The organism is Pseudomonas sp. A1230, assembly GCF_044218825.1.
Taxonomy (GTDB): Bacteria; Pseudomonadota; Gammaproteobacteria; order Pseudomonadales; family Pseudomonadaceae; genus Aquipseudomonas; species Aquipseudomonas iridis.
In genome coordinates, this window is sequence record NZ_CP162582.1 from 5,555,443 (window position 1) to 5,576,557 (window position 21,115).

The 21,115-nt window shown below is 60.3% G+C and carries 15 protein-coding genes and 1 pseudogene; all 16 read left to right on the forward strand.

What is annotated here, in order from left to right:
• The first annotated feature begins 82 nt into the window (after positions 1–82).
• The 16 genes and pseudogenes from hutU (at position 83) to AB4P97_RS26000 (ending at position 21,079) form a co-directional block, all read left to right on the forward strand.
• Positions 83–1,780 carry a urocanate hydratase gene (hutU, locus tag AB4P97_RS25925; RefSeq protein WP_395601791.1) on the forward strand — a complete coding sequence of 566 codons (1,698 nt, stop codon included), beginning with the start codon at positions 83–85 and terminating at the stop codon, positions 1,778–1,780.
• 121 nt (positions 1,781–1,901) lie between these two features.
• Positions 1,902–3,374: a cytosine permease gene (locus AB4P97_RS25930; RefSeq protein ID WP_047299376.1), complete on the forward strand. Its 1,473-nt coding sequence runs from the start codon at positions 1,902–1,904 to the stop codon at positions 3,372–3,374.
• Between the two features lie 70 nt (positions 3,375–3,444).
• Positions 3,445–4,413, forward strand: a complete 969-nt coding sequence (locus AB4P97_RS25935; protein WP_395601792.1) for an ABC transporter substrate-binding protein — start codon at positions 3,445–3,447, stop codon at positions 4,411–4,413.
• Between the two features lie 83 nt (positions 4,414–4,496).
• Positions 4,497–5,348 (forward strand): proline/glycine betaine ABC transporter permease, encoded by an 852-nt coding sequence (locus AB4P97_RS25940; RefSeq protein WP_042557230.1) that lies wholly within the window; start codon positions 4,497–4,499, stop codon positions 5,346–5,348.
• A complete protein-coding gene (locus tag AB4P97_RS25945; protein WP_042561938.1) occupies positions 5,345–6,175 on the forward strand; it encodes a glycine betaine/L-proline ABC transporter ATP-binding protein in 831 nt (276 codons plus the stop codon). The genes AB4P97_RS25940 and AB4P97_RS25945 overlap by 4 nt, the downstream gene beginning before the upstream one ends.
• 415 nt (positions 6,176–6,590) lie before the next feature.
• Positions 6,591–8,114, forward strand: a complete 1,524-nt coding sequence (hutH, locus tag AB4P97_RS25950) for a histidine ammonia-lyase (RefSeq protein ID WP_395601793.1) — start codon at positions 6,591–6,593, stop codon at positions 8,112–8,114.
• A gap of 117 nt (positions 8,115–8,231) precedes the next feature.
• Positions 8,232–9,764, forward strand: coding sequence for a histidine ammonia-lyase (gene hutH, locus AB4P97_RS25955; RefSeq protein WP_042557232.1), 1,533 nt, complete (start codon positions 8,232–8,234; stop codon positions 9,762–9,764).
• A 102-nt stretch (positions 9,765–9,866) separates the two neighbouring features.
• Positions 9,867–11,072: an imidazolonepropionase gene (gene hutI / locus AB4P97_RS25960; RefSeq protein ID WP_395601794.1), complete on the forward strand. Its 1,206-nt coding sequence runs from the start codon at positions 9,867–9,869 to the stop codon at positions 11,070–11,072.
• A gap of 10 nt (positions 11,073–11,082) precedes the next feature.
• Positions 11,083–11,886 (forward strand): N-formylglutamate deformylase, encoded by an 804-nt coding sequence (gene hutG, locus AB4P97_RS25965; protein WP_395601795.1) that lies wholly within the window; start codon positions 11,083–11,085, stop codon positions 11,884–11,886.
• A 259-nt stretch (positions 11,887–12,145) separates the two neighbouring features.
• On the forward strand, positions 12,146–13,117 hold the full coding sequence (gene pip, locus AB4P97_RS25970; RefSeq protein ID WP_008080611.1) for a prolyl aminopeptidase: 972 nt from the start codon (positions 12,146–12,148) through the stop codon (positions 13,115–13,117).
• The gene (gene dtd / locus AB4P97_RS25975; protein ID WP_042557236.1) at positions 13,114–13,551 is read left to right on the forward strand and encodes a D-aminoacyl-tRNA deacylase; all 438 of its coding nucleotides are present in this window, start codon (positions 13,114–13,116) and stop codon (positions 13,549–13,551) included. Before pip ends, dtd begins: the two co-directional genes overlap by 4 nt.
• A 304-nt stretch (positions 13,552–13,855) precedes the next feature.
• Positions 13,856–15,640, forward strand: a complete 1,785-nt coding sequence (locus AB4P97_RS25980) for a glucan biosynthesis protein G (protein WP_234451716.1) — start codon at positions 13,856–13,858, stop codon at positions 15,638–15,640.
• Positions 15,633–18,220 (forward strand): annotated as a pseudogene (mdoH, locus tag AB4P97_RS25985) (glucans biosynthesis glucosyltransferase MdoH). The gene AB4P97_RS25980 and the pseudogene mdoH overlap by 8 nt, the downstream one beginning before the upstream one ends.
• Positions 18,221–18,433: 213 nt before the next feature.
• Positions 18,434–19,231 carry a transporter substrate-binding domain-containing protein gene (locus AB4P97_RS25990; RefSeq protein WP_042561939.1) on the forward strand — a complete coding sequence of 266 codons (798 nt, stop codon included), beginning with the start codon at positions 18,434–18,436 and terminating at the stop codon, positions 19,229–19,231.
• Between the two features lie 161 nt (positions 19,232–19,392).
• Positions 19,393–20,352 (forward strand): amino acid ABC transporter permease, encoded by a 960-nt coding sequence (locus tag AB4P97_RS25995; RefSeq protein ID WP_395601796.1) that lies wholly within the window; start codon positions 19,393–19,395, stop codon positions 20,350–20,352.
• Entirely contained in the window at positions 20,345–21,079 is a 735-nt protein-coding gene (locus AB4P97_RS26000) for an amino acid ABC transporter ATP-binding protein (protein ID WP_395601797.1), read from the forward strand. The genes AB4P97_RS25995 and AB4P97_RS26000 overlap by 8 nt, the downstream gene beginning before the upstream one ends.
• Positions 21,080–21,115: the final 36 nt, after the last annotated feature.

Consider the following 21,115-nt stretch of genomic DNA (forward strand, 5'->3'; position numbering starts at 1 on the left):
ATTCGCTTGTCGCGCATTGATGCGCGCAGGCTGCTTGCCCACTGCCAGGGTTGGTTTGAATTGATCGCTGAGGAGTCTTTTCGTGACTGATAACAACCGTACTGCTACTGCATTTACAAAGCACCGTGACGTCGAAATCCGTGCCGCCCGCGGCAACAAGCTGACCGCCAAGAGCTGGCTGACCGAAGCGCCGCTGCGCATGCTGATGAACAACCTCGACCCGGAAGTCGCCGAGAACCCGAAAGAGCTGGTGGTTTATGGCGGTATCGGTCGCGCCGCCCGTAACTGGGAGTGCTACGACAAGATCGTCGAGAGCCTGACCAACCTGAATGACGACGAGACCCTGCTGGTGCAATCCGGCAAGCCGGTCGGCGTGTTCAAGACCCACAGCAACGCCCCGCGCGTCCTGATCGCCAACTCCAACCTCGTACCGCACTGGGCGAGCTGGGAGCACTTCAACGAACTCGACGCCAAAGGCCTGGCCATGTACGGCCAGATGACTGCCGGCAGCTGGATCTACATCGGCAGCCAGGGCATCGTTCAAGGCACCTACGAAACCTTCGTTGAGGCCGGTCGTCAGCACTACAACGACAACCTCACCGGCAAGTGGGTCCTGACCGCGGGTCTGGGCGGCATGGGTGGCGCTCAGCCTCTGGCGGCAACCCTGGCCGGCGCCTGCTCGCTGAACATCGAATGCCAGCAGGCCAGCATCGATTTCCGTCTGAAAAGCCGCTACGTCGACGAGCAAGCTACTGACCTCGATGACGCGCTGGCGCGCATCGCCAAATACACCAAAGAAGGCAAAGCGATCTCCATCGCCCTGCTGGGCAACGCGGCGGAAATCCTGCCGGAACTGGTCAAGCGCGGCGTGCGCCCGGACATGGTCACCGACCAGACCAGCGCCCACGATCCACTCAACGGCTACCTGCCGGCCGGCTGGACCTGGGACGAATACCGCGCCCGCGCCAAGACCGAACCGGCCGCTGTGATCAAAGCGGCCAAGCAGTCGATGGCTGTGCACGTCAAAGCGATGCTGGAATTCCAGAAACAAGGCATTCCGACCTTCGACTACGGCAACAACATCCGTCAGATGGCGCAGGAAGAGGGCGTCGAGAACGCATTCGACTTCCCGGGTTTCGTGCCGGCTTACATCCGTCCGCTGTTCTGCCGTGGCATCGGCCCGTTCCGCTGGGCGGCGCTGTCGGGTGATCCGCAAGACATCTACAAAACCGACGCCAAGGTCAAAGAGCTGATCCCGGACGACGCCCACCTGCACAACTGGCTGGACATGGCCCGCGAGCGCATCAGCTTCCAGGGTCTGCCGGCACGTATCTGCTGGGTTGGCCTGGGCCTGCGCGCCAAGCTCGGTCTGGCCTTCAACGAAATGGTTCGCAGCGGTGAGCTGTCCGCGCCAATCGTGATCGGTCGCGACCACCTCGACTCCGGTTCGGTCGCCAGCCCGAACCGCGAAACCGAATCGATGCAGGACGGTTCCGACGCTGTGTCCGACTGGCCATTGCTCAACGCTCTGCTCAACACCGCGAGCGGCGCGACCTGGGTTTCCCTGCACCACGGCGGCGGCGTCGGCATGGGTTTCTCGCAGCACTCGGGCATGGTGATTGTCTGCGACGGCACCGACGAAGCGGCCGAGCGAATCGCCCGCGTACTGCATAACGACCCGGCCACCGGTGTCATGCGTCACGCCGACGCCGGTTACCAGATCGCCATCGATTGCGCGAAGGAGCAGGGCCTGAACCTGCCGATGATTACCGGTAAATAAACGCAAAACCCTGTAGGAGCTGCCGCAGGCTGCGATCTTTTGAGGTTGGTTTTTCAAGATCAAAAGATCGCAGCCTGCGGCAGCTCCTACAGGGAATCTAACAATCCACAGAGGTTGAATCATGGCTGTTGACACCGATCGTGCAGGCAACAAACCGTTGATCGAAAGGCGTTCGATCGACTACATCCCGGAAGTGGAAAGACACGGTCGTCTGTTCAGCCAGTTCACCCTGTGGATGGGTGCCAATCTGCAGATCACCGCGATTGTCACCGGGGCCCTGGCCGTGGTGCTGGGCGGTGATGTGTTCTGGTCGTTGATCGGTCTGCTGATCGGTCAACTGCTCGGCGGTGGCGTCATGGCACTGCATGCTGCGCAAGGACCCAAACTGGGCTTGCCGCAAATGATCTCCAGCCGCGTGCAGTTCGGTGTGTATGGCGCGGCCATCCCGATCGTGCTGGTGTGTTTGATGTACCTGGGTTTTACCGCCACCGGAACCGTGCTTTCCGGTCAGGCGCTGGGCCAGTTGTTTGGTGTCAGCGACAGCGCCGGCATCCTGATTTTCGCCAGTGTCATCGTCTTGGTCACGGTGCTCGGTTATCGAGTGATCCACTGGATTGGTCGTGTCGCCAGCGTCATCGGCGTGATCGCTTTTGTTTTCCTGTTCTGGCGTCTGATGAATCAGACCGACGTCGGCGCACTCCTGCAAATCCGCCACTTCAGCTGGAGCAGTTTCCTGCTGGCGGTGTCGCTCGCCGCTTCCTGGCAGATCGCTTTCGGCCCATACGTGGCTGACTATTCGCGCTACCTGCCGAGCAGCACTTCCTCGGTGAAAACCTTTTTCGCCGCGGGTGCCGGGTCGGTGATTGGCGCCCAAGTGGCGATGATCCTCGGCGTATTCGCTGCGGCTTCGGCGAACGGCCAATTCGCCGGTCATGAAGTGGCTTACATCGTAGGTCTGGGCGGTACCGGTGCCACCGCTGCGCTGCTGTACTTCAGCATCGCCTTCGGCAAAGTGACCATTTCCACGCTGAACTCCTACGGCAGCTTCATGTGCATCGCGACCATCATCAGCGGTTTCCGTGGTCACCTGAAGGTGTCCCGCCTGCAGCGTCTTGTGTTCGTGCTGTTCATCGTCGGTGCGGCAACCCTGATCGCATTGCTTGGTCAGCATTCGTTTCTGGGGGCGTTCAAGTCTTTCATCCTGTTCCTGCTCGCCTTCTTCACGCCATGGAGCGCGATCAACCTGGTGGACTACTACTGCATCACCCGTGAGCGCTATGACGTGCCGGCGCTGGCCGATCCAAATGGTCGCTATGGCCGCTGGAACATCCTCGGTATCAGCGTTTATGTGTTCGGCGTGCTGGTGCAGCTGCCGTTTATTTCCACCAAGTTCTACACAGGTCCCTTGGTGGCGGCGCTGGGTGATGTGGATATCTCCTGGATCATCGGGCTGGTGGTGCCCGCCGCCGTGTATTACGTCTGTGCGAAAAAATGGCACAGCGCCGTACCTGATCATCTGATTCTGCCGACCGAGCGGGACAGCGATGCACAACCTGAAAAAAGCGGGGCCAGCCGTGTTGCGGCGCAGGCCTGATTGGACGTGGACAGGGCTGGATGCCTCTTGACTGCCGTAAGCCCAATTCATGATTAGGAGCGTCACGACAATGAAATCGAACAAGACCCTGCTGACCACTCTGCTTTCCATGGGCCTGCTCGCCAGTGCCGGTGCCACCCAAGCGGCCGGTTGGTGCGAGTCAGGCAAACCGGTGAAGTTCGCCGGCCTGAACTGGGAAAGCGGCATGCTGCTGACCGACGTCATGCAAGTGGTGCTGGAGAAAGGCTACGACTGCAAGACCGACAGTCTGCCGGGCAACTCCATCACCATGGAAAACGCCCTAAGCAGCAACGACATCCAAGTGTTCGCCGAAGAGTGGGTCGGCCGCAGCGAAGTCTGGAACAAGGCCGAGAAGGCCGGCAAGGTCGTCGGTGTCGGCGCACCTGTTGTGGGCGCTATCGAAGGCTGGTACGTGCCGCGTTATGTGATCGAAGGCGACGCCAAGCGCAAGCTTGAACCGAAAGCACCAGACCTGAAAAACATCGCTGACCTGGCCAAGTATTCCGCCGTGTTCAAAGACGCTGAAGAACCTGCCAAGGGCCGCTTTTACAACTGCCCGGCCGGCTGGACCTGCGAGCTGGACAACAGCGAAATGCTGAAAAGCTACGGCCTGGAAAACAGCTACACCAACTTCCGCCCAGGCACTGGCCCGGCGCTGGATGCGGCGGTGCTGTCGAGCTACAAACGTGGCGAGCCGATTCTCTTCTACTACTGGTCGCCGACCCCGCTGATGGGCCAGGTCGATCTGGTCAAACTGGAAGAAAAACCGGGCGTCGACAAGGCCGTGACGATCAAGGTCGGCCTGTCCAGGACCTTCCACGAGCAGGCTCCAGAGCTGGTGGCCGTGCTGGAAAAGGTCAACCTGCCGATCGATCTGCTGAACCAGAATCTGGGACGCATGGCGAAGGAACGTATCGAGTCGCCAAAACTGGCGAAAATCTTCCTCAAGGAACATCCTGAAGTCTGGCACGCGTGGGTCAGTGAAGACGCCGCCAAGAAAATCGACGCGGCGCTGTAGGTCGATACCTCCCGGCCAACCGTGAGGCTGGCCGGGAGATATGCCGTCATCGCTTGATTGAGATTTCTGATTGAGAGCCGCTTATGTTTCCCGAAAGCTTTACCTTTTCCATCGCCGACTGGGTCAACGGTTGGGTCGATTCGCTGGTCACCAACTATGGTGATGTGTTCCGCCAGATCTCGGACACCCTGCTGTGGGCCATCGTCAATCTCGAAGGCCTGCTGCGTGCAGCGCCTTGGTGGCTGATGCTGGCGATCGTCGGTGTCGTCGCCTGGCATGCAACGCGCAAAGTCGTGACCACGGCGGTGATCGTCGGTCTGTTGTTTCTCGTAGGCGCTGTCGGCCTGTGGGACAAACTCATGCAGACGCTGGCGCTGATGATGGTGGCGACGATCATTTCGGTGCTGATCGGCATTCCGCTGGGGATTCTCTCGGCGCGCAGCAATCGCCTGCGTTCGGTACTGATGCCGCTGCTCGACATCATGCAGACCATGCCGAGTTTCGTGTACCTGATCCCGGTGCTGATGCTGTTCGGTCTGGGCAAGGTCCCGGCGATTTTCGCCACCGTGATCTACGCCGCGCCACCGCTGATTCGCCTGACCGATCTGGGCATTCGCCAGGTCGACGGCGAAGTCATGGAAGCGATCAATGCGTTCGGCGCCAACCGCTGGCAGCAACTGTTCGGCGTACAGCTGCCGCTGGCCCTGCCAAGCATCATGGCCGGTATCAACCAGACCACCATGATGGCCCTGTCGATGGTGGTGATCGCCTCGATGATCGGCGCCCGTGGCCTGGGTGAAGACGTGCTGGTGGGGATTCAGACCCTCAACGTCGGACGCGGGCTTGAGGCCGGTCTGGCGATCGTGATTCTCGCAGTGGTCATCGACCGCATTACTCAGGCGTACGGTCGGCCACGGCATGAGGTGAGCAAATGAGCAACGCAACCGTGAGCAAGATCGAAGTCAAAAACGTCTTCAAGATTTTCGGCAATCGCGCCAAGGACGCCTTGGCCATGGTTGGCCAAGGCAAGACCAAGGATCAGGTGCTGAACGAAACCGGCTGCGTGGTCGGAGTCAACGACCTGTCGCTGAGCATCGGCACTGGCGAGATTTTCGTGATCATGGGCCTGTCCGGCTCCGGCAAATCGACGCTGGTGCGCCACTTCAATCGCCTGATCGATCCGACCAGTGGCGCGATCCTGGTGGACGGCGTGGACATCCTGCAATACGACATGCAAGCCCTGCGCGAATTTCGCCGGCACAAGATCAGCATGGTCTTCCAGAGCTTCGGCCTGCTGCCGCACAAGAGCGTGCTCGACAACGTCGCCTACGGCCTGAAAGTGCGCGGCGAGAGCAAGCAACTGTGCGCCGAGCGGGCGCAGCACTGGATCAACACCGTGGGCCTCAAAGGCTACGAAAACAAATACCCGCACCAGCTCTCCGGTGGCATGCGTCAGCGTGTGGGCCTGGCCCGCGCCTTGGCGGCGGATACCGACATCATCCTGATGGACGAAGCGTTCAGCGCGCTGGATCCGCTGATCCGCGCCGAGATGCAGGACCAGTTGCTGGAGCTGCAAAAGACCCTGCACAAGACCATCGTCTTCATCACCCACGACCTCGACGAGGCGGTGCGTATCGGCAATCGCATTGCGATCCTCAAGGACGGCAAGCTGATTCAGGTCGGTACGCCGCGTGAGATCCTGCATTCTCCGGCGGATGAATATGTTGACCGGTTCGTGCAGCGGCGGGCTGCGGTGGTCTGATCTGGGTTTTGCAGTGCAATGACTGGCCTCATCGCTGGCAAGCCAGCTCCCACAGGGAATGTGTGAACCCTGAGGACTCTGTAGGGGCTGGCAGACCCAGGTCTTACAAAGATTGTGTGAACACTGGGGGCTCTGTGGGGGCTGGCAGACCCAGGTCTTACAAAGATTGTGTGAACACCGGGGGCTCTGTGGGGGCTGGCAGGCCCAGGTCTTACAAAGATTGTGTGAACACTGGGGGCTCTGTGGGGGCTGGCAGACCCAGGTCTTACAAAGATTGTGTGAACACAGGGGGCTCTGTGGGGGCTGGCAGGCCCAGTTCCTACAGAGATTGTGTGAACACTGGAGATCCTGTGGGAGCTGGCTTGCCAGCGATAGGGCCAGTGAAGCTGCATCAATATTACGGTTGAGGTTAAAGATGTCCCAGGCTGAAAAAGTCGTGATCACCGGCGCCCAACTGCGCTGGCAAGACGTAGTCGCCGTCGCCCGTCACGGCGCGCCGCTCGAGCTGTCGAGCGACACGTGGGCGCGCATTGAAAACGCGCAAGGCATCGTCCAGCGCATTGTTGCCAGCGGCGAGCGTGCTTATGGCGTCAACACCGGCCTGGGCGGGCTCTCCAATGTCTCGCTGAAAGACGAACAGCTCAGCCATTTGTCACGCAATACTTTGCTCAGCCATGCCTGCGGCGTCGGTCCGGTACTCGCTGACGAACAAACCCGCGCGATCATCTGTGCCGCGATCCACAACTACAGCCACGGCAAGTCCGGCATCCATCGCCGGGTGGTCGAAGCGCTGCTGGCGTTGCTCAATCGCGGCATCACGCCGCAGGTGCCGTCGCAAGGCTCGGTGGGTTATCTGACCCACATGGCGCACATCGGCATTGCGCTGCTAGGCGTCGGCAGCGTCAGCTATCGCGGGCAAATCACCTCTGCTCAACAAGCGCTGGCCGAAGAGGGCCTGCAACCGGTGCAGCTCGGTGCGAAGGACGGTTTGTGTCTGGTCAACGGCACGCCGTGCATGACCGGCCTCAGCTGCCTGGCCATCGCCGACGCCACGCGCCTGCTGCAATGGGCCGACGTGATCGGCGCCATGAGTTTCGAAGCGCAGCGCGGGCAAATCGCCGCGTTCGATGCCGAGATCATCGCGCTGAAACCGCATCCGGGGATGCAGCAGGTTGGCGTCAATCTGCGTGCATTGCTCGACGGCAGTGAAGTGATCGCATCGAGCAAAGGCATTCGCACGCAGGACGCGCTGAGCATCCGTTCGATTCCGCAGGTGCACGGCGCCGCGCGCGATCAACTGGAGCATGCGATCAAACAGATCGAAAGCGAACTCAATGGCTGCACCGATAACCCGCTGCTGCTGGGCACACCCGACGAATTCCGCGTCATGTCGCAAGCCAACCCGCACGGTCAGTCGGTGGCAATGGCGGCAGATTTGCTGGCGATTGCCATGGCGGAAATCGGCTCGATTGCCGAGCGTCGTCTTGATCGCTTGGTGAATCCGCACGTCAGCGGTCTGCCGGCATTTCTGGTGGCCAATCCGGGGGTTAACTCCGGGATGATGATCGTGCAATACGTCGCCGCGTCGCTGTGTGCGGAAAACCGCCAATTGGCGCAACCGGCGGTGCTCGACAACTACATCACTTCAGGTTTGCAGGAAGACCACTTGAGCATGGGCACCAACGCCGCGCTCAAACTGCATCGCGCCCTGGAAAACTGCACGCAGATCCTCGCCATCGAATATCTGCTGGCGGCACAGGCGTTTGAATTCCTCAAGGAACAACGTTTCGGCGCGGGCACCGATGTTGCGTGGCGACTGCTGCGCGAAAAGGTCCCGGCTTATGATCAGGATCGTTGGCTGGCGCCGGATATCGCCGCCGCCGCGAGTGTTTTGAAAGACTCGAACTTGCTGCACCGCGTTTTACCGAATCTGCACTGAAAATCTATCTACGCCAGCGTACCAAGGCGCGGCTCCCCAAAAGGGCAGACGCGACGGACAACGGACATCTCCGGAGCGTCTGGCGAGTTAACAATAAACTCTCAAAAGGAGCACAAAATGACTGCGCTGAACCTGATTCCCGGCCAACTGAGCCTGGCCCAACTGCGTGACGTGTATCAGAACCCGGTCAAGCTGACCCTCGACGACAGCGCCTCGCAACAGATTGAAGCCAGCGTCGCCTGCGTCGAGCAGATCCTCGCCGAAAATCGTACCGCCTACGGCATCAACACCGGTTTCGGCCTGCTGGCCTCGACCCGCATCGCCAGCGAAGATCTGGAAAACCTCCAGCGCTCGCTGGTGTTGTCCCACGCTGCCGGCGTCGGCGCGCCGATCAGCGATGCGCTGGTGCGGCTGGTGATGGTGCTCAAGGTCAACAGCCTCAGCCGTGGTTTTTCTGGCATCCGTCGCGTTGTGATCGATGCGCTCATTGCACTGATCAATGCCGAGGTCTATCCGCACATTCCGTTGAAAGGTTCGGTCGGTGCTTCCGGCGATCTGGCTCCATTGGCGCACATGTCGCTGGTGCTGCTTGGCGAAGGCAAGGCGCGTTACAAGGGCGAGTGGATGGAAGCGACCGAAGCGCTGAAAGTCGCCGGCCTGACGCCGCTGACGCTGGCGGCGAAGGAAGGTCTGGCGCTGCTCAACGGCACTCAGGTTTCTACTGCTTTTGCGTTGCGTGGTCTGTTTGAAGGTGAGGATTTGTTTGCGGGCGCCATCGCGCTGGGCGGTCTGACGGTCGAAGCGGTGCTCGGTTCGCGCTCGCCGTTCGATGCGCGCATCCACGCGGCGCGCGGGCAGAAAGGCCAGATCGATGCGGCCGCTGCTTACCGCGATTTGCTGGGTGAGCGCAGCGAAGTTTCCGACTCGCACCAGAACTGCGACAAGGTCCAGGATCCGTACTCCCTGCGCTGCCAGCCGCAAGTCATGGGCGCCTGCCTGACCCAGTTCCGCCAGGCTGCTGAAGTGCTGGCGGTTGAAGCCAACGCCGTCTCCGATAATCCGCTGGTGTTTGCCGCTGAAGGCGATGTGATTTCCGGCGGTAACTTCCACGCCGAACCAGTGGCCATGGCCGCTGACAACATGGCGCTGGCGATCGCTGAAATCGGCTCGCTGAGCGAACGCCGCATCTCGCTGATGATGGACAAGCACATGTCGCAACTGCCGCCGTTTCTCGTGGCCAATGGGGGCGTGAACTCCGGTTTCATGATTGCTCAGGTGACGGCTGCCGCGCTGGCCAGTGAGAACAAGGCGTTGTCCCACCCGCATTCGGTGGACAGCCTGCCAACTTCAGCCAACCAGGAAGACCACGTTTCAATGGCTCCAGCGGCCGGCAAGCGTCTGTGGGAAATGGCCGAGAACACCCGCGGGATTCTCGCCGTGGAATGGTTGGCGGCGGTGCAGGGGCTGGATCTGCGCAATGGCCTGAAGACCTCGGCGAAGCTGGAGCAGGCTCGGGCCATTCTGCGCAAGGAAGTGCCGTTTTATGAGAAGGACCGGTTCTTTGCACCGGACATCAATGCGGCGACTGAGCTGCTGGCTTCGCGGTGTTTGAACGAGCTGGTTCCGGCGAAATTGCTGCCTAGCCTTTGATGACCTCTTCGCGAGCAGGCTCGCTCCCACAGTCGGAATGCGTCCCCCTGTGGGAGCGAGCCTGCTCGCGAAATCGATTTTGAATACTGTGGAGACTAAGGGATGAAAACCCTCTGGCAACACTGCCACGTCGCAACCATGGCGCAGGGCGTCTACTCGATCATTGAGGATGCCGCCATCGTGACGTCCGGTGCGCTCATCGAGTGGATCGGCCCGCGCAATCAATTGCCGTCCGGCGAATACCCGGCGGTCTGCGACCTGCACGGCGCGTGGGTCACCCCCGGCCTGATCGACTGCCACACCCACACGGTGTTCGGTGGCAATCGCAGCGACGAATTCGAGAAACGTCTGCAAGGCGTCAGCTACGCGGAAATCGCCGCGGCCGGCGGCGGCATCGCCAGCACCGTGCGCGCGACTCGCGAAGCTACTGAAGATGAACTGTTCGCCAGCGCCGCCAAACGCCTGAAAAGCCTGATGCGCGACGGCGTGACCACGGTAGAGATGAAGTCCGGCTATGGTCTCGATCTGGCCAACGAACGCAAGATCCTGCGGGTCATCCGTCGTCTGGCAAAAGAGCTGCCGATCAGCGTGCGCAGCACTTGCCTGGCCGCTCACGCGTTGCCGCCGGAGTACAAGGATCGCGCCGACGATTACATCGATCACATCTGCACCGACATGCTGCCTGCGCTGGCCGCCGAAGGTCTGGTCGATGCGGTGGACGCGTTCTGCGAATACCTGGCGTTCTCGCCGGAGCAGGTCGAGCGCGTTTTCATCGCCGCGCAAACACTCGGCCTGCCGGTGAAGTTGCACGCCGAGCAATTGTCGTCGCTGCACGGCTCCAGCCTCGCCGCGCGTTATAAGGCGTTGTCCGCCGATCACCTGGAGTTCATGGACGAAGCCGATGCCATCGCCATGGCCGCGTCCGACACCGTCGCGGTGTTGCTGCCGGGCGCGTTCTACTTCCTGCGCGAAACCCAGTTGCCGCCGATGGACGCCTTGCGCAAACACAAGGTGAAAATCGCCATCGCCAGCGACCTCAATCCGGGCACCTCGCCTGCGTTGTCGCTGCGTTTGATGTTGAACATGGCCTGCACCTGTTTCCGCATGACCCCGGAAGAGGCTTTGGCTGGCGCGACTATTCATGCTGCGCAAGCGCTGGGCATGGCCGACACACATGGTTCGCTGGAAGTTGGCAAGGTCGCGGATTTCGTCGCCTGGCAGATCGATCGCCCGGCGGATCTGGCGTATTGGCTCGGTGGCGATCTGGACAAACGCGTCGTGCGTCACGGCGTTGAATCAAGTCTGTAGGAGAGCGGTTGTGGATAAGGTTCTGAATTTCAAACAAGGTCGCGTGCCGCTGCTGATCAGCATGCCCCATGCCGGGTTACGTCTGACCCCGGTGGTCGAGGCCGGCCTGATCGGCGACGCGAAAAGTCTGCCGGACACTGACTGGCATATTCCGCAACTGTACGACTTTGCCGAAGCGCTGGGCGCCAGTACTCTGGCGGCCGAGTACTCGCGCTTCGTCATCGACCTGAACCGGCCGTCCGACGACAAACCGTTGTATGCCGGGGCGACCACCGGCCTGTATCCGGCAACGCTGTTTGATGGCATCCCGTTGTTCAAGGAAGGGCTGGAGCCGTCGAAAGAAGAGCGCGCGACGTATCTGGAGCAAATCTGGACGCCGTATCACCGCACTTTGCAGCAAGAGCTGGCACGGCTGAAGGCCGAGTTCGGCTATGCGCTGCTGTTTGATGCGCACTCGATTCGCTCGATCATCCCGCACCTGTTCGACGGCAAGCTGCCGGACTTCAACCTTGGCACCTTCAACGGCGCCAGTTGCGATCCGCAGCTGGCGACTGAACTGGAGGCGATCTGCGCGCGCCACAGCGACTACAGCCATGTGCTGAACGGGCGCTTCAAGGGCGGCCACATCACCCGTCATTACGGCAACCCGGCCGAGAATATTCACGCGGTGCAACTGGAACTGGGGCAGTGCACCTATATGGAAGAATTCGAACCGTTCCGCTACCGCGCCGATCTGGCCGAGCCGACGCAGGTGGTGCTCAAGGAATTGCTGCAGGGCTTGCTGAAGTGGGGCGAATCCCGCTACCGCACGTAACCCCACAAATTCTCTGTGGGAGCGAGCCTGCTCGCGAAGGCGTCCGGTCAGGCAACATCTATGTTGCATGACCCACCACTTTCGCGAGCAGGCTCGCTCCCACAGGTTTTATGTGCGGCTCAAAACCGCTTTGGTTTATGGCTGACAGACGGCGACAGCGCACAGGCATGCTCATTGACGTAAATCGGGTTTATGATGCCAAACGGCAGAATAATAGAAGTCCCCCCAGGGATGACCTCGACCCCTTACGGAGCGCGCAATGCAGACTTTGTTTCCGCAGATCAAACCTCACGCCCGGCACGATCTGGCTGTCGATGACACCCATACGCTGTACGTCGACGAAAGCGGCTCACCGGAAGGCTTGCCGGTCGTGTTCATCCATGGTGGCCCGGGCGCCGGTTGCGACGCCCAGAGCCGTCGCTATTTTGATCCGAATCTTTACCGCATTGTCACCTTCGACCAGCGTGGCTGCGGACGCTCGACCCCGCACGCCAGCCTCGAAAACAACACCACCTGGGATCTGGTCGCCGATCTTGAGCGCATCCGCAAGCACCTGGGCATCGACAAATGGGTGCTGTTCGGCGGTTCGTGGGGTTCGACCCTGGCGCTGGCCTACGCGCAAACCCATCCGGAGCGTGTTCACGGTCTGATCCTGCGTGGGATCTTTCTTTGCCGTCCGCAGGAAATCGAGTGGTTCTATCAGGCCGGCGCCAGCCGCCTGTTCCCCGATTACTGGCAGGACTACATCGCGCCTATCCCACTGGACGAGCGCGATGACTTGCTCAGTGCCTTCCACAAACGCCTGACCGGTAACGACCAGATCGCCCAGATGCATGCAGCCAAGGCCTGGTCGACCTGGGAAGGGCGCACCGCGACGCTGCGGCCGAATCCACTGGTAGTCGATCGCTTCTCCGAGCCGCAGCGTGCGCTGTCGATTGCGCGGATCGAATGCCACTACTTCACCAATAATGCTTTCCTTGAACCGAACCAGTTGATTCGTGACATGGGCAAGATTGCTCATCTGCCGGGCGTGATCATCCACGGTCGCTACGACGTGATCTGCCCGCTCGACAACGCCTGGGAATTGCACCAAGCCTGGCCAAACAGCGAATTGCAGGTGATCCGCGACGCCGGCCACGCAGCATCCGAACCGGGTATTACTGATGCACTGGTGCGCGCGGCGGGCAATATGGCGCGTCGTCTGCTCGATCTGCCGCCCGAAGAAGCATGAAGGGGCTTTTACAGCGCGTGCGGGGTGCGCGCGTGGAAGTGGCGGGCGAAGTGGTTGGCGCGGTCGATCAGGGTTTGCTGGTGCTGGTAGCGGTAGAACCCGACGACACGCGTGCCAGCGCCGACAAACTTCTGCATAAGCTGCTTAACTATCGGGTATTCAGCGACGACGAGGGCAAGATGAATTTGTCTCTCGCCGATATCGGCGGTGGGTTGCTGCTGGTCTCTCAGTTCACCCTGGCTGCCGATACCAAAAGCGGGTTGCGCCCGGGCTTCTCGACCGCGGCGCCTCCGGCGTTGGGCGAGGAATTATTCGACTATCTATTAGGCAAAGCGAAACAGGTGCATGGCACTGTGGCATCAGGTAGATTCGGCGCGGATATGCAGGTGCATTTGGTCAACGACGGCCCTGTTACCTTTTTGTTACAAACCTGACAACACTTGAAACGCCTTTTTAGGAGATTTCGACGTTTTTAGGGCGTTTTGGCGATAAATACTTTGTTACCCCTGATGCGTTGTCATGCGGGCTACTAGATAATCGCGCGCTACGGTGATCAGCGTTCGTTGGTCCATTTTCACTTAGGTAGAGACTTGTCTGGATCCGATTGGGGAATCATTTTGCCCCAGCGGAGTCGGAACAATGCTCGCCAACCTGGCATATAGATAGCTGGCCGTTGGTTTTTTGATCTGTTTTCGGCGAGGGTTGCTCGTGATTGTTAGTCCCTGTAATGCAGCAAAAATGTCTGCCAAACGCATGCGAAGTGCCCTGGTAGCGGGTTCGGCGCTCCTGTGCCTGCTCAGCGCCGGTCAGCTTTGGGCGTTCAATCTTGACGATGTGTCGGCCAAGGCCAAAGAGCTGGCCGGGCAGAAGTTCGAAGCCCCGCGCAGCAACCTGCCGAATGAATTCCGCGATATGAAGTTCGCGGACTATCAGAAAATCCGCTTCCTCACCGAAAAGGCTGAGTGGGCTGATAAGAAGACGCCGTTCAAGCTCTCCTTCTATCACCAGGGTATGCACTTCGATACACCGGTGAAAATCAACGAAATTACTGCCAACAGCGTCGATGAGATCAAATACGATCCGACTCGCTTCGATTTCGGCGACCTGAAGTTTGATCCAAAAGCCACCGAGCAACTGGGTTATGCAGGTTTCCGTGTGCTGTACCCGATCAACAAGGCCGACAAGCAAGACGAAATCATGACCATGCTCGGCGCGAGCTACTTCCGCGTCGTCGGCAAGGGTCACACCTATGGTCTGTCGGCCCGCGGCCTGGCGATCGATACCGCGTTGCCGTCGGGTGAAGAATTCCCGCGTTTTCGCGAGTTCTGGATTCAGCAGCCGAAACCGGGCGACAAGCATCTGGTGATCTTCGCCCTGCTTGATTCGCCGCGCGCTACCGGTGCCTACCGTCTGATCCTGCGCCCTGGCAGCGACACCATTGTCGACGTCAAAGCGCAGATGTTCCTGCGTGACAAGGTTGGCAAACTGGGCATCGCACCGCTGACCAGCATGTTCCTGTTCGGCGCCAACCAGCCGTCGAAAGTACTCAACTACCGTCGTGAACTGCACGACTCCAGCGGTCTGTCGATCCATGCCGGCAACGGCGAGTGGATCTGGCGTCCGCTGAACAACCCGAAACACCTGGCCGTGAGCAACTTCAGCGTCGAAAACCTGCGTGGTTTTGGCTTGCTGCAACGTGGCCGTGACTTCAGCCATTACGAAGACCTCGACGACCGCTACGACAAGCGCCCAAGCGCCTGGATCGAGCCGAAGGGCGACTGGGGCAAAGGCACCGTCGATCTGGTCGAGATTCCAACCGCCGACGAAACCAACGACAACATCGTTGCGTTCTGGAGCCCGGAAAAACTGCCGGAGCCAGGTCAGCCACTCGACTTCGCCTATCGCATGCACTGGACCATGGACGAAGCGTCGATTCATGCGCCGGACAGCGCCTGGGTTGCGCAGACTCTGCGTTCCACCGGTGACGTCAAGCAATCGAACCTGATCCGTCAGCCGGATGGCAGCGTTGCCTATCTGGTCGACTTCGAAGGTCCATCGCTGGCGGCTCTGGCCCCGGATGCGGACGTTCGCAGCCAGGTCAGCGTTGGCGACAATGCCGAACTGGTCGAGAACAACGTGCGCTACAACCCTGAAACCAAGGGCTGGCGTTTGACCCTGCGCATGAAGATCAAGGACGCGAGCAAGGCGACCGAGATGCGTGCCGCTCTGGTGCAGCCAATCGTTACGGCGGATCTGGCCAAGTCTTCGGTACCGGCGTCCAACTCGTCCGTTGCCAAGGCCGACAAGGTTGCCGCCAAGCAACAAGAGAAACTCGACAAGGAAGCCAAGGCAGCCGAGGCCAAACTGGCTGACGCCAAGCCAGCCGCAGATGCCAAGGACAAGGCCAACAAAGACGCCAAGCAGCCAGTCGCTGCGGACGCGGCCACAGCCACACCGGAATCGGCACCGACTGAAGAAGTCCTGACCGAGACCTGGAGCTATCAGTTGCCTGCCGATGAGTAACTCTCAAGTACAGCCAGAGACTCTGTCCGAGTACCTGGCGCATCTGCCGATGACCGACGAGCAGCGCGCGGAACTCGCGGGCTGCCAGTCGTTCAGCGAGTTGCATGAACGCCTGTCGTCCTCGACGTTCGACGCCCCTGCCGAAGCCGCCCAGGCTTCGGTGGGCAAGCGCCTGACACTGAGCACCGCTGAAGAGCTTGAAGAAGCGGAAATGCTGGTGCTCGACGCCAGCGGTCGGGTCAGCCTCAAGGCAACGCCACCGATCCGTCGGACCAAAGTCGTGCCGGAGCCGTGGCGCACCAATATTCTGGTGCGCGGCTGGCGCCGCATGACTGGCCGCACCAACCCGCCGCAACCGCCCAAGGACGAGAACGTCCTGCCGGCGGCGCGCTGGCGCACAGTCGGTTCGATCCGTCGCTACATCTTGCTGGTGCTGATGCTCGGTCAGACCATCGTCGCCGGCTGGTACATGAAAGGCATCATGCCGTACCAGGGCTGGTCGTTCGTTGATCTGGAAGAAGTCCTGCATCAGCCACTGCTGCAAACCGCCACGCAAGTGCTGCCGTATGCGCTGCAAACCAGCATCCTGATTCTGTTCGGGATTCTGTTCTGCTGGGTTTCGGCCGGTTTCTGGACCGCGCTGATGGGCTTCCTCGAGTTGCTCACCGGTCACGATAAATACCGCATCTCCGGTAAAAGTGCTGGCAACGAGCCGATTGCCAAAGAAGCGCGTACCGCACTGGTGATGCCGATCTGCAACGAAGACGTGCCGCGTGTATTCGCCGGTCTGCGTGCAACGTTCGAATCGGTCGCCGCTACCGGTGATCTGGATCGTTTCGATTTCTTCGTGCTCAGCGACAGTAACGACTCCGACATCTGCGTAGCCGAGCAGCAGGCCTGGCTGGACGTCTGCCGCGAAGCCAAGGGCTTCGGCAAGATCTTCTACCGCCGCCGTCGTCGTCGCGTGAAACGCAAGAGCGGCAACCTTGACGACTTCTGCCGTCGTTGGGGCGGTGACTATAAGTACATGGTCGTCCTCGACGCCGACTCGGTCATGAGCGGCGAGTGCCTGACCAGTCTGGTGCGCTTGATGGAAGCCACGCCGGACGCCGGGATCATCCAGACCGCGCCGCGTGCGTCGGGGATGGACACTCTGTATGCGCGCATGCAGCAGTTCGCGACCCGCGTGTACGGCCCGCTGTTTACTGCCGGTCTGCACTTCTGGCAGTTGGGTGAATCCCACTACTGGGGTCACAACGCGATCATCCGCATGAAGCCGTTTATCGACCACTGCGCCCTGGCGCCGTTGCCCGGTAAAGGGGCGTTCTCCGGTGCGATCCTGTCTCACGACTTTGTTGAAGCTGCGCTGATGCGTCGTGCCGGTTGGGGCGTGTGGATTGCCTACGACCTGCCGGGCAGTTACGAAGAGTTACCGCCCAACCTGCTCGACGAACTCAAGCGTGACCGTCGCTGGTGCCACGGCAACCTGATGAACTTCCGTCTGTTCCTGGTAAAAGGCATGCACCCGGTACACCGTGCGGTATTCCTGACGGGCGTGATGTCGTACCTGTCGGCGCCGTTGTGGTTCTTCTTCCTGGTGTTGTCGACTGCGCTACTGGCGGTGAACACCTTGATGGAGCCGCAGTATTTCCTTGAACCGCGTCAGCTCTATCCACTGTGGCCACAATGGCACCCGGAGAAGGCGATCGCGCTGTTCTCGACAACCATCGTGCTGCTGTTCCTGCCGAAACTGTTGAGCATCATCCTGATCTGGGCCAAGGGCGCGAAAGAGTTCGGTGGCAAGTTCAAGGTGACGCTGTCGATGCTGCTGGAGATGTTGTTCTCCATGCTGCTGGCGCCGGTGCGGATGATTTTCCACACCCGTTTCGTCCTGGCCGCGTTCCTCGGCTGGGCCGCGACCTGGAACTCGCCGCAGCGTGACGACGACTCCACTCCATGGAGCGAGGCGGTCAAACGCCACGGTCCGCAGACCCTGTTGGGCTTCTTCTGGGCCTTGCTGGTGATCTGGCTGAACCCGAGCTTCCTCTGGTGGCTGGTGCCGATCGTGGGTTCGTTGATGCTGTCGATTCCGGTGTCGGTGATTTCCAGCCGTGTCGGTCTGGGCCTCAAATCCCGTGACGAGAGCCTGTTCCTCATCCCTGAGGAATACAATCCGCCACAGGCGCTGCTGGCCACCGATCAGTACACCCACGAAAATCGCTGGCACGCACTGAACGACGGCTTCGTCCGCGCGGTGGTCGATCCGCAGCAGAACGCTTTGGCGTGCTCGCTGGCGACCTCCCGTCACGGTCAGGCCGAGCCGATTGAATGGCTGCGTCAGGAGCGTGTGCGTCACGCGATCAAGGTCGGTCCTGCCGGGCTGAACAACCATGATCGCCTGCAACTGTTGAGCGATCCGGTGGCCTTGGCTCGCCTGCACGAGCAGGTCTGGGCCGAAGGTCACGCCGAGTGGCTGGACGCATGGCGGGCCTCGGTGAAAGCCGATCCGCATGCGCCGTTGCTGCCGCTGCGACCGGTGGCATTGCAGGCTCAGCCGGCTTGATGAAGAAACCCCGCTAATGTAGCGGGGTTTTTTTTGACTGCTGAAAAGCCCCTTACCCTAACTCTCTCCCGGGGTGAGCGTAGCCCTTGATTGTCAAACAAATCACCCATTAACCCTTGTGCAAAAGAACGAGTGCGTTAGCATCCGTCCCCGAATTGGCGCGCCCGGGCTTTTTTGCCCGTCACTGTTGGTTTTCGCGCCGCAAACGCAATGGTTTTGGGGACTTGAAGATGAAGAAGTATCTGTCGATGCTGCTGGTCGGCGTCACGGCACTGGTTGCAGTCAATGCGGCACACGCGGGCGCAATCGATGACGCGGTCAAGCGCGGCACCTTGAAAGTCGGCATGGATCCGACCTACATGCCGTTCGAGATGACCAACAAGCGCGGTGAAATCATCGGCTTCGAAGTCGATATCCTCAAAGCCATGACCAAGGCCATGGGCGTCAAACTGGAGCTGGTCTCCACCGGTTACGACGGCATCATCCCGGCGTTGATGACCGACAAGTTCGACATGATCGGCAGCGGCATGACCCTGACTCAGGAACGCAACCTGCGCCTGAACTTCAGCGAACCGTTCATCGTGGTTGGCCAGACCTTGCTGATCCGCAAGGAGCTGGAAGGCACCATCAAGTCCTATAAAGACCTGAACACTGCCGACTACCGCATCACCTCCAAGCTCGGCACCACCGGTGAGATGGTCGCCAAGAAGCTGATCTCCAAAGCCAAGTACCACGGCTACGACAACGAGCAGGAAGCTGTGCTCGATGTGGTCAACGGCAAGGCCGACGCCTTCATCTACGACGCGCCGTACAACGTCGTGGCGGTGACCAAGGTCGGTGCAGGCAAACTGGTGTTCCTCGACAAGCCGTTCACCTACGAGCCGCTGGCCTTCGGCCTGAAGAAGGGCGACTACGACAGCCTCAACTTCATCAACAACTTCCTGCACCAGATCCACGAAGACGGCACCTACGATCGCATCCATGACAAGTGGTTCAAGAGCACCGAGTGGCTCAAGGACATGGAATAAGCCCGGTCAGATAGACCGCGTCTCTCCAATCGCGGGCAAGCCCGCTCCCACAGGGTTCGCGTTGAACACAAAATTTGTGCTCACCCTGGCTCATTGTGGGAGCGGGCTTGCCCGCGATGGCGGACTCTCAAGCGACACAGAATTCGGAACCTGCAAATCCAATGAAACATAAAAAAGCCCAATGGCCCTGGCACGTCTTGACCGTGCTGGTGCTGATCGGTCTGGCGGGCGCGTTGTATTACGCCACGTCGCTGATGTCCTACGAATGGCGCTGGAACCGTGTGCCGCAGTACTTCGCCTATCAGGCGGAAGAAACCCAGCGCGCCACTGACATTTCCACCGTCACTGAACTGGTGCGCAAAGGCACCAGCGCTGAAGTCACCCTGCGCAACGATGCAGGCGACGAACAGCACCTGACCGTCGACGAGAACAGCCTGCAATTCGCTCAAGGCGACGATGTGGCTGAAGGCGACGTCGTGGGTGTTACTCGGCATTGGGCGGCAGGGCCGCTGTTATGGGGGCTGTGGACGACGCTTTGGCTGTCGGTGGTCTCCGGCGTTCTCGGTTTGCTGATCGGTCTGGTTACCGGGCTGTGCCGCTTGTCGAGCAACCCGACCCTGCGCGACCTGTCGAGCATCTACGTCGAACTGGTGCGCGGAACACCGCTGCTGGTACAGATTTTCATTTTCTACTTCTTCATCGGCACGGTGATGAACCTGTCCCGGGAATTTGCCGGGATCGCCGCGTTGTCGCTGTTCACAGGCGCGTACGTGGCCGAGATCATCCGTTCCGGCGTGCAGTCGATTGCCCGGGGCCAGAATGAAGCCGCGCGTTCGCTCGGCCTGAGTTCCGGTCAGTCGATGCGCCACGTCGTGCTGCCGCAAGCGTTCAAACGAGTGCTGCCGCCGCTGGCCGGGCAGTTCATCAGTCTGGTCAAGGACACCTCGCTGGTGTCGGTGATCGCCATCACCGAGCTGCTCAAAAGCGGCCGTGAAGTCATCACCACGTCGTTTTCGCCGTTCGAGATTCTGTTCTGTGTTGCCGGTCTGTACCTGTTGATCAACCTGCCGCTGTCGAAAATCGCCAGTCGGCTTGAGCGGAGGCTCGCGCAAAGTGATTGAAGTCCGCGATCTGGTAAAAGTCTTCGACACCCGTGGGCAAGTGGTGCGCGCGGTGGATAACGTCAGCACCTCGGTCGCCAAAGGCGAAGTGCTGGTAGTGATCGGCCCGTCCGGTTCCGGCAAGTCGACCTTCCTGCGTTGTCTCAATGGCCTGGAAGAGTTCGATTCCGGCTCGGTGAGCATCGACGGTCTGCAACTGGCCGATCCGAAAACCGACGTCAACGCCTACCGCCGCGAAGTCGGCATGGTGTTCCAGCATTTCAATCTGTTCCCGCACATGACCGTGCTGGAAAACCTCTGTCTGGCACAGAAAGTCGTGCGCAAGCGCGGCAAGAAAGAGCGCGAAGCCAAGGCTATGGCATTGCTGGAAAAGGTCGGCATCGCGCAAAAGGCCAACGAGTTTCCGTCACGTCTGTCCGGCGGTCAGCAGCAACGCGTGGCGATTGCCCGGGCGTTGGCGATGGAACCGAAGGTGATGTTGTTCGATGAGCCGACATCGGCCCTCGACCCGGAAATGGTCGGCGAAGTGCTGGATGTGATGAAGAACCTGGCCGTGGAAGGCATGACCATGGTGTGCGTCACCCACGAAATGGGTTTCGCCCGGGAAGTGGCGGGTCGGGTGCTGTTCTTCGATCACGGCAAGTTGCTGGAGGATGCCTCGCCAGCGGAGTTCTTTGATGCGCCGAAGGATCCGCGAGCTCAGGCTTTTCTACGCCAGGTCCTGTAACTTCGGCGTCCTCTCGGACGCCATCGCTGGCAAGCC

What these genes read in the sequence shown, in the direction of transcription:
- AB4P97_RS25930 (WP_047299376.1), top strand. Translation starts at nt 1,902, where the DNA reads ATGGCTGTTGACACCGATCGTGCAGGCAACAAACCGTTGATCGAAAGG.
- AB4P97_RS25935 (WP_395601792.1), top strand. Translation starts at nt 3,445, where the DNA reads ATGAAATCGAACAAGACCCTGCTGACCACTCTGCTTTCCATGGGCCTG.
- AB4P97_RS25940 (WP_042557230.1), top strand. Translation starts at nt 4,497, where the DNA reads ATGTTTCCCGAAAGCTTTACCTTTTCCATCGCCGACTGGGTCAACGGT.
- AB4P97_RS25945 (WP_042561938.1), top strand. Translation starts at nt 5,345, where the DNA reads ATGAGCAACGCAACCGTGAGCAAGATCGAAGTCAAAAACGTCTTCAAG.
- hutH (WP_395601793.1), top strand. Translation starts at nt 6,591, where the DNA reads ATGTCCCAGGCTGAAAAAGTCGTGATCACCGGCGCCCAACTGCGCTGG.
- hutH (WP_042557232.1), top strand. Translation starts at nt 8,232, where the DNA reads ATGACTGCGCTGAACCTGATTCCCGGCCAACTGAGCCTGGCCCAACTG.
- hutI (WP_395601794.1), top strand. Translation starts at nt 9,867, where the DNA reads ATGAAAACCCTCTGGCAACACTGCCACGTCGCAACCATGGCGCAGGGC.
- pip (WP_008080611.1), top strand. Translation starts at nt 12,146, where the DNA reads ATGCAGACTTTGTTTCCGCAGATCAAACCTCACGCCCGGCACGATCTG.
- dtd (WP_042557236.1), top strand. Translation starts at nt 13,114, where the DNA reads ATGAAGGGGCTTTTACAGCGCGTGCGGGGTGCGCGCGTGGAAGTGGCG.
- AB4P97_RS25980 (WP_234451716.1), top strand. Translation starts at nt 13,856, where the DNA reads ATGTCTGCCAAACGCATGCGAAGTGCCCTGGTAGCGGGTTCGGCGCTC.
- AB4P97_RS25990 (WP_042561939.1), top strand. Translation starts at nt 18,434, where the DNA reads ATGAAGAAGTATCTGTCGATGCTGCTGGTCGGCGTCACGGCACTGGTT.
- AB4P97_RS25995 (WP_395601796.1), top strand. Translation starts at nt 19,393, where the DNA reads ATGAAACATAAAAAAGCCCAATGGCCCTGGCACGTCTTGACCGTGCTG.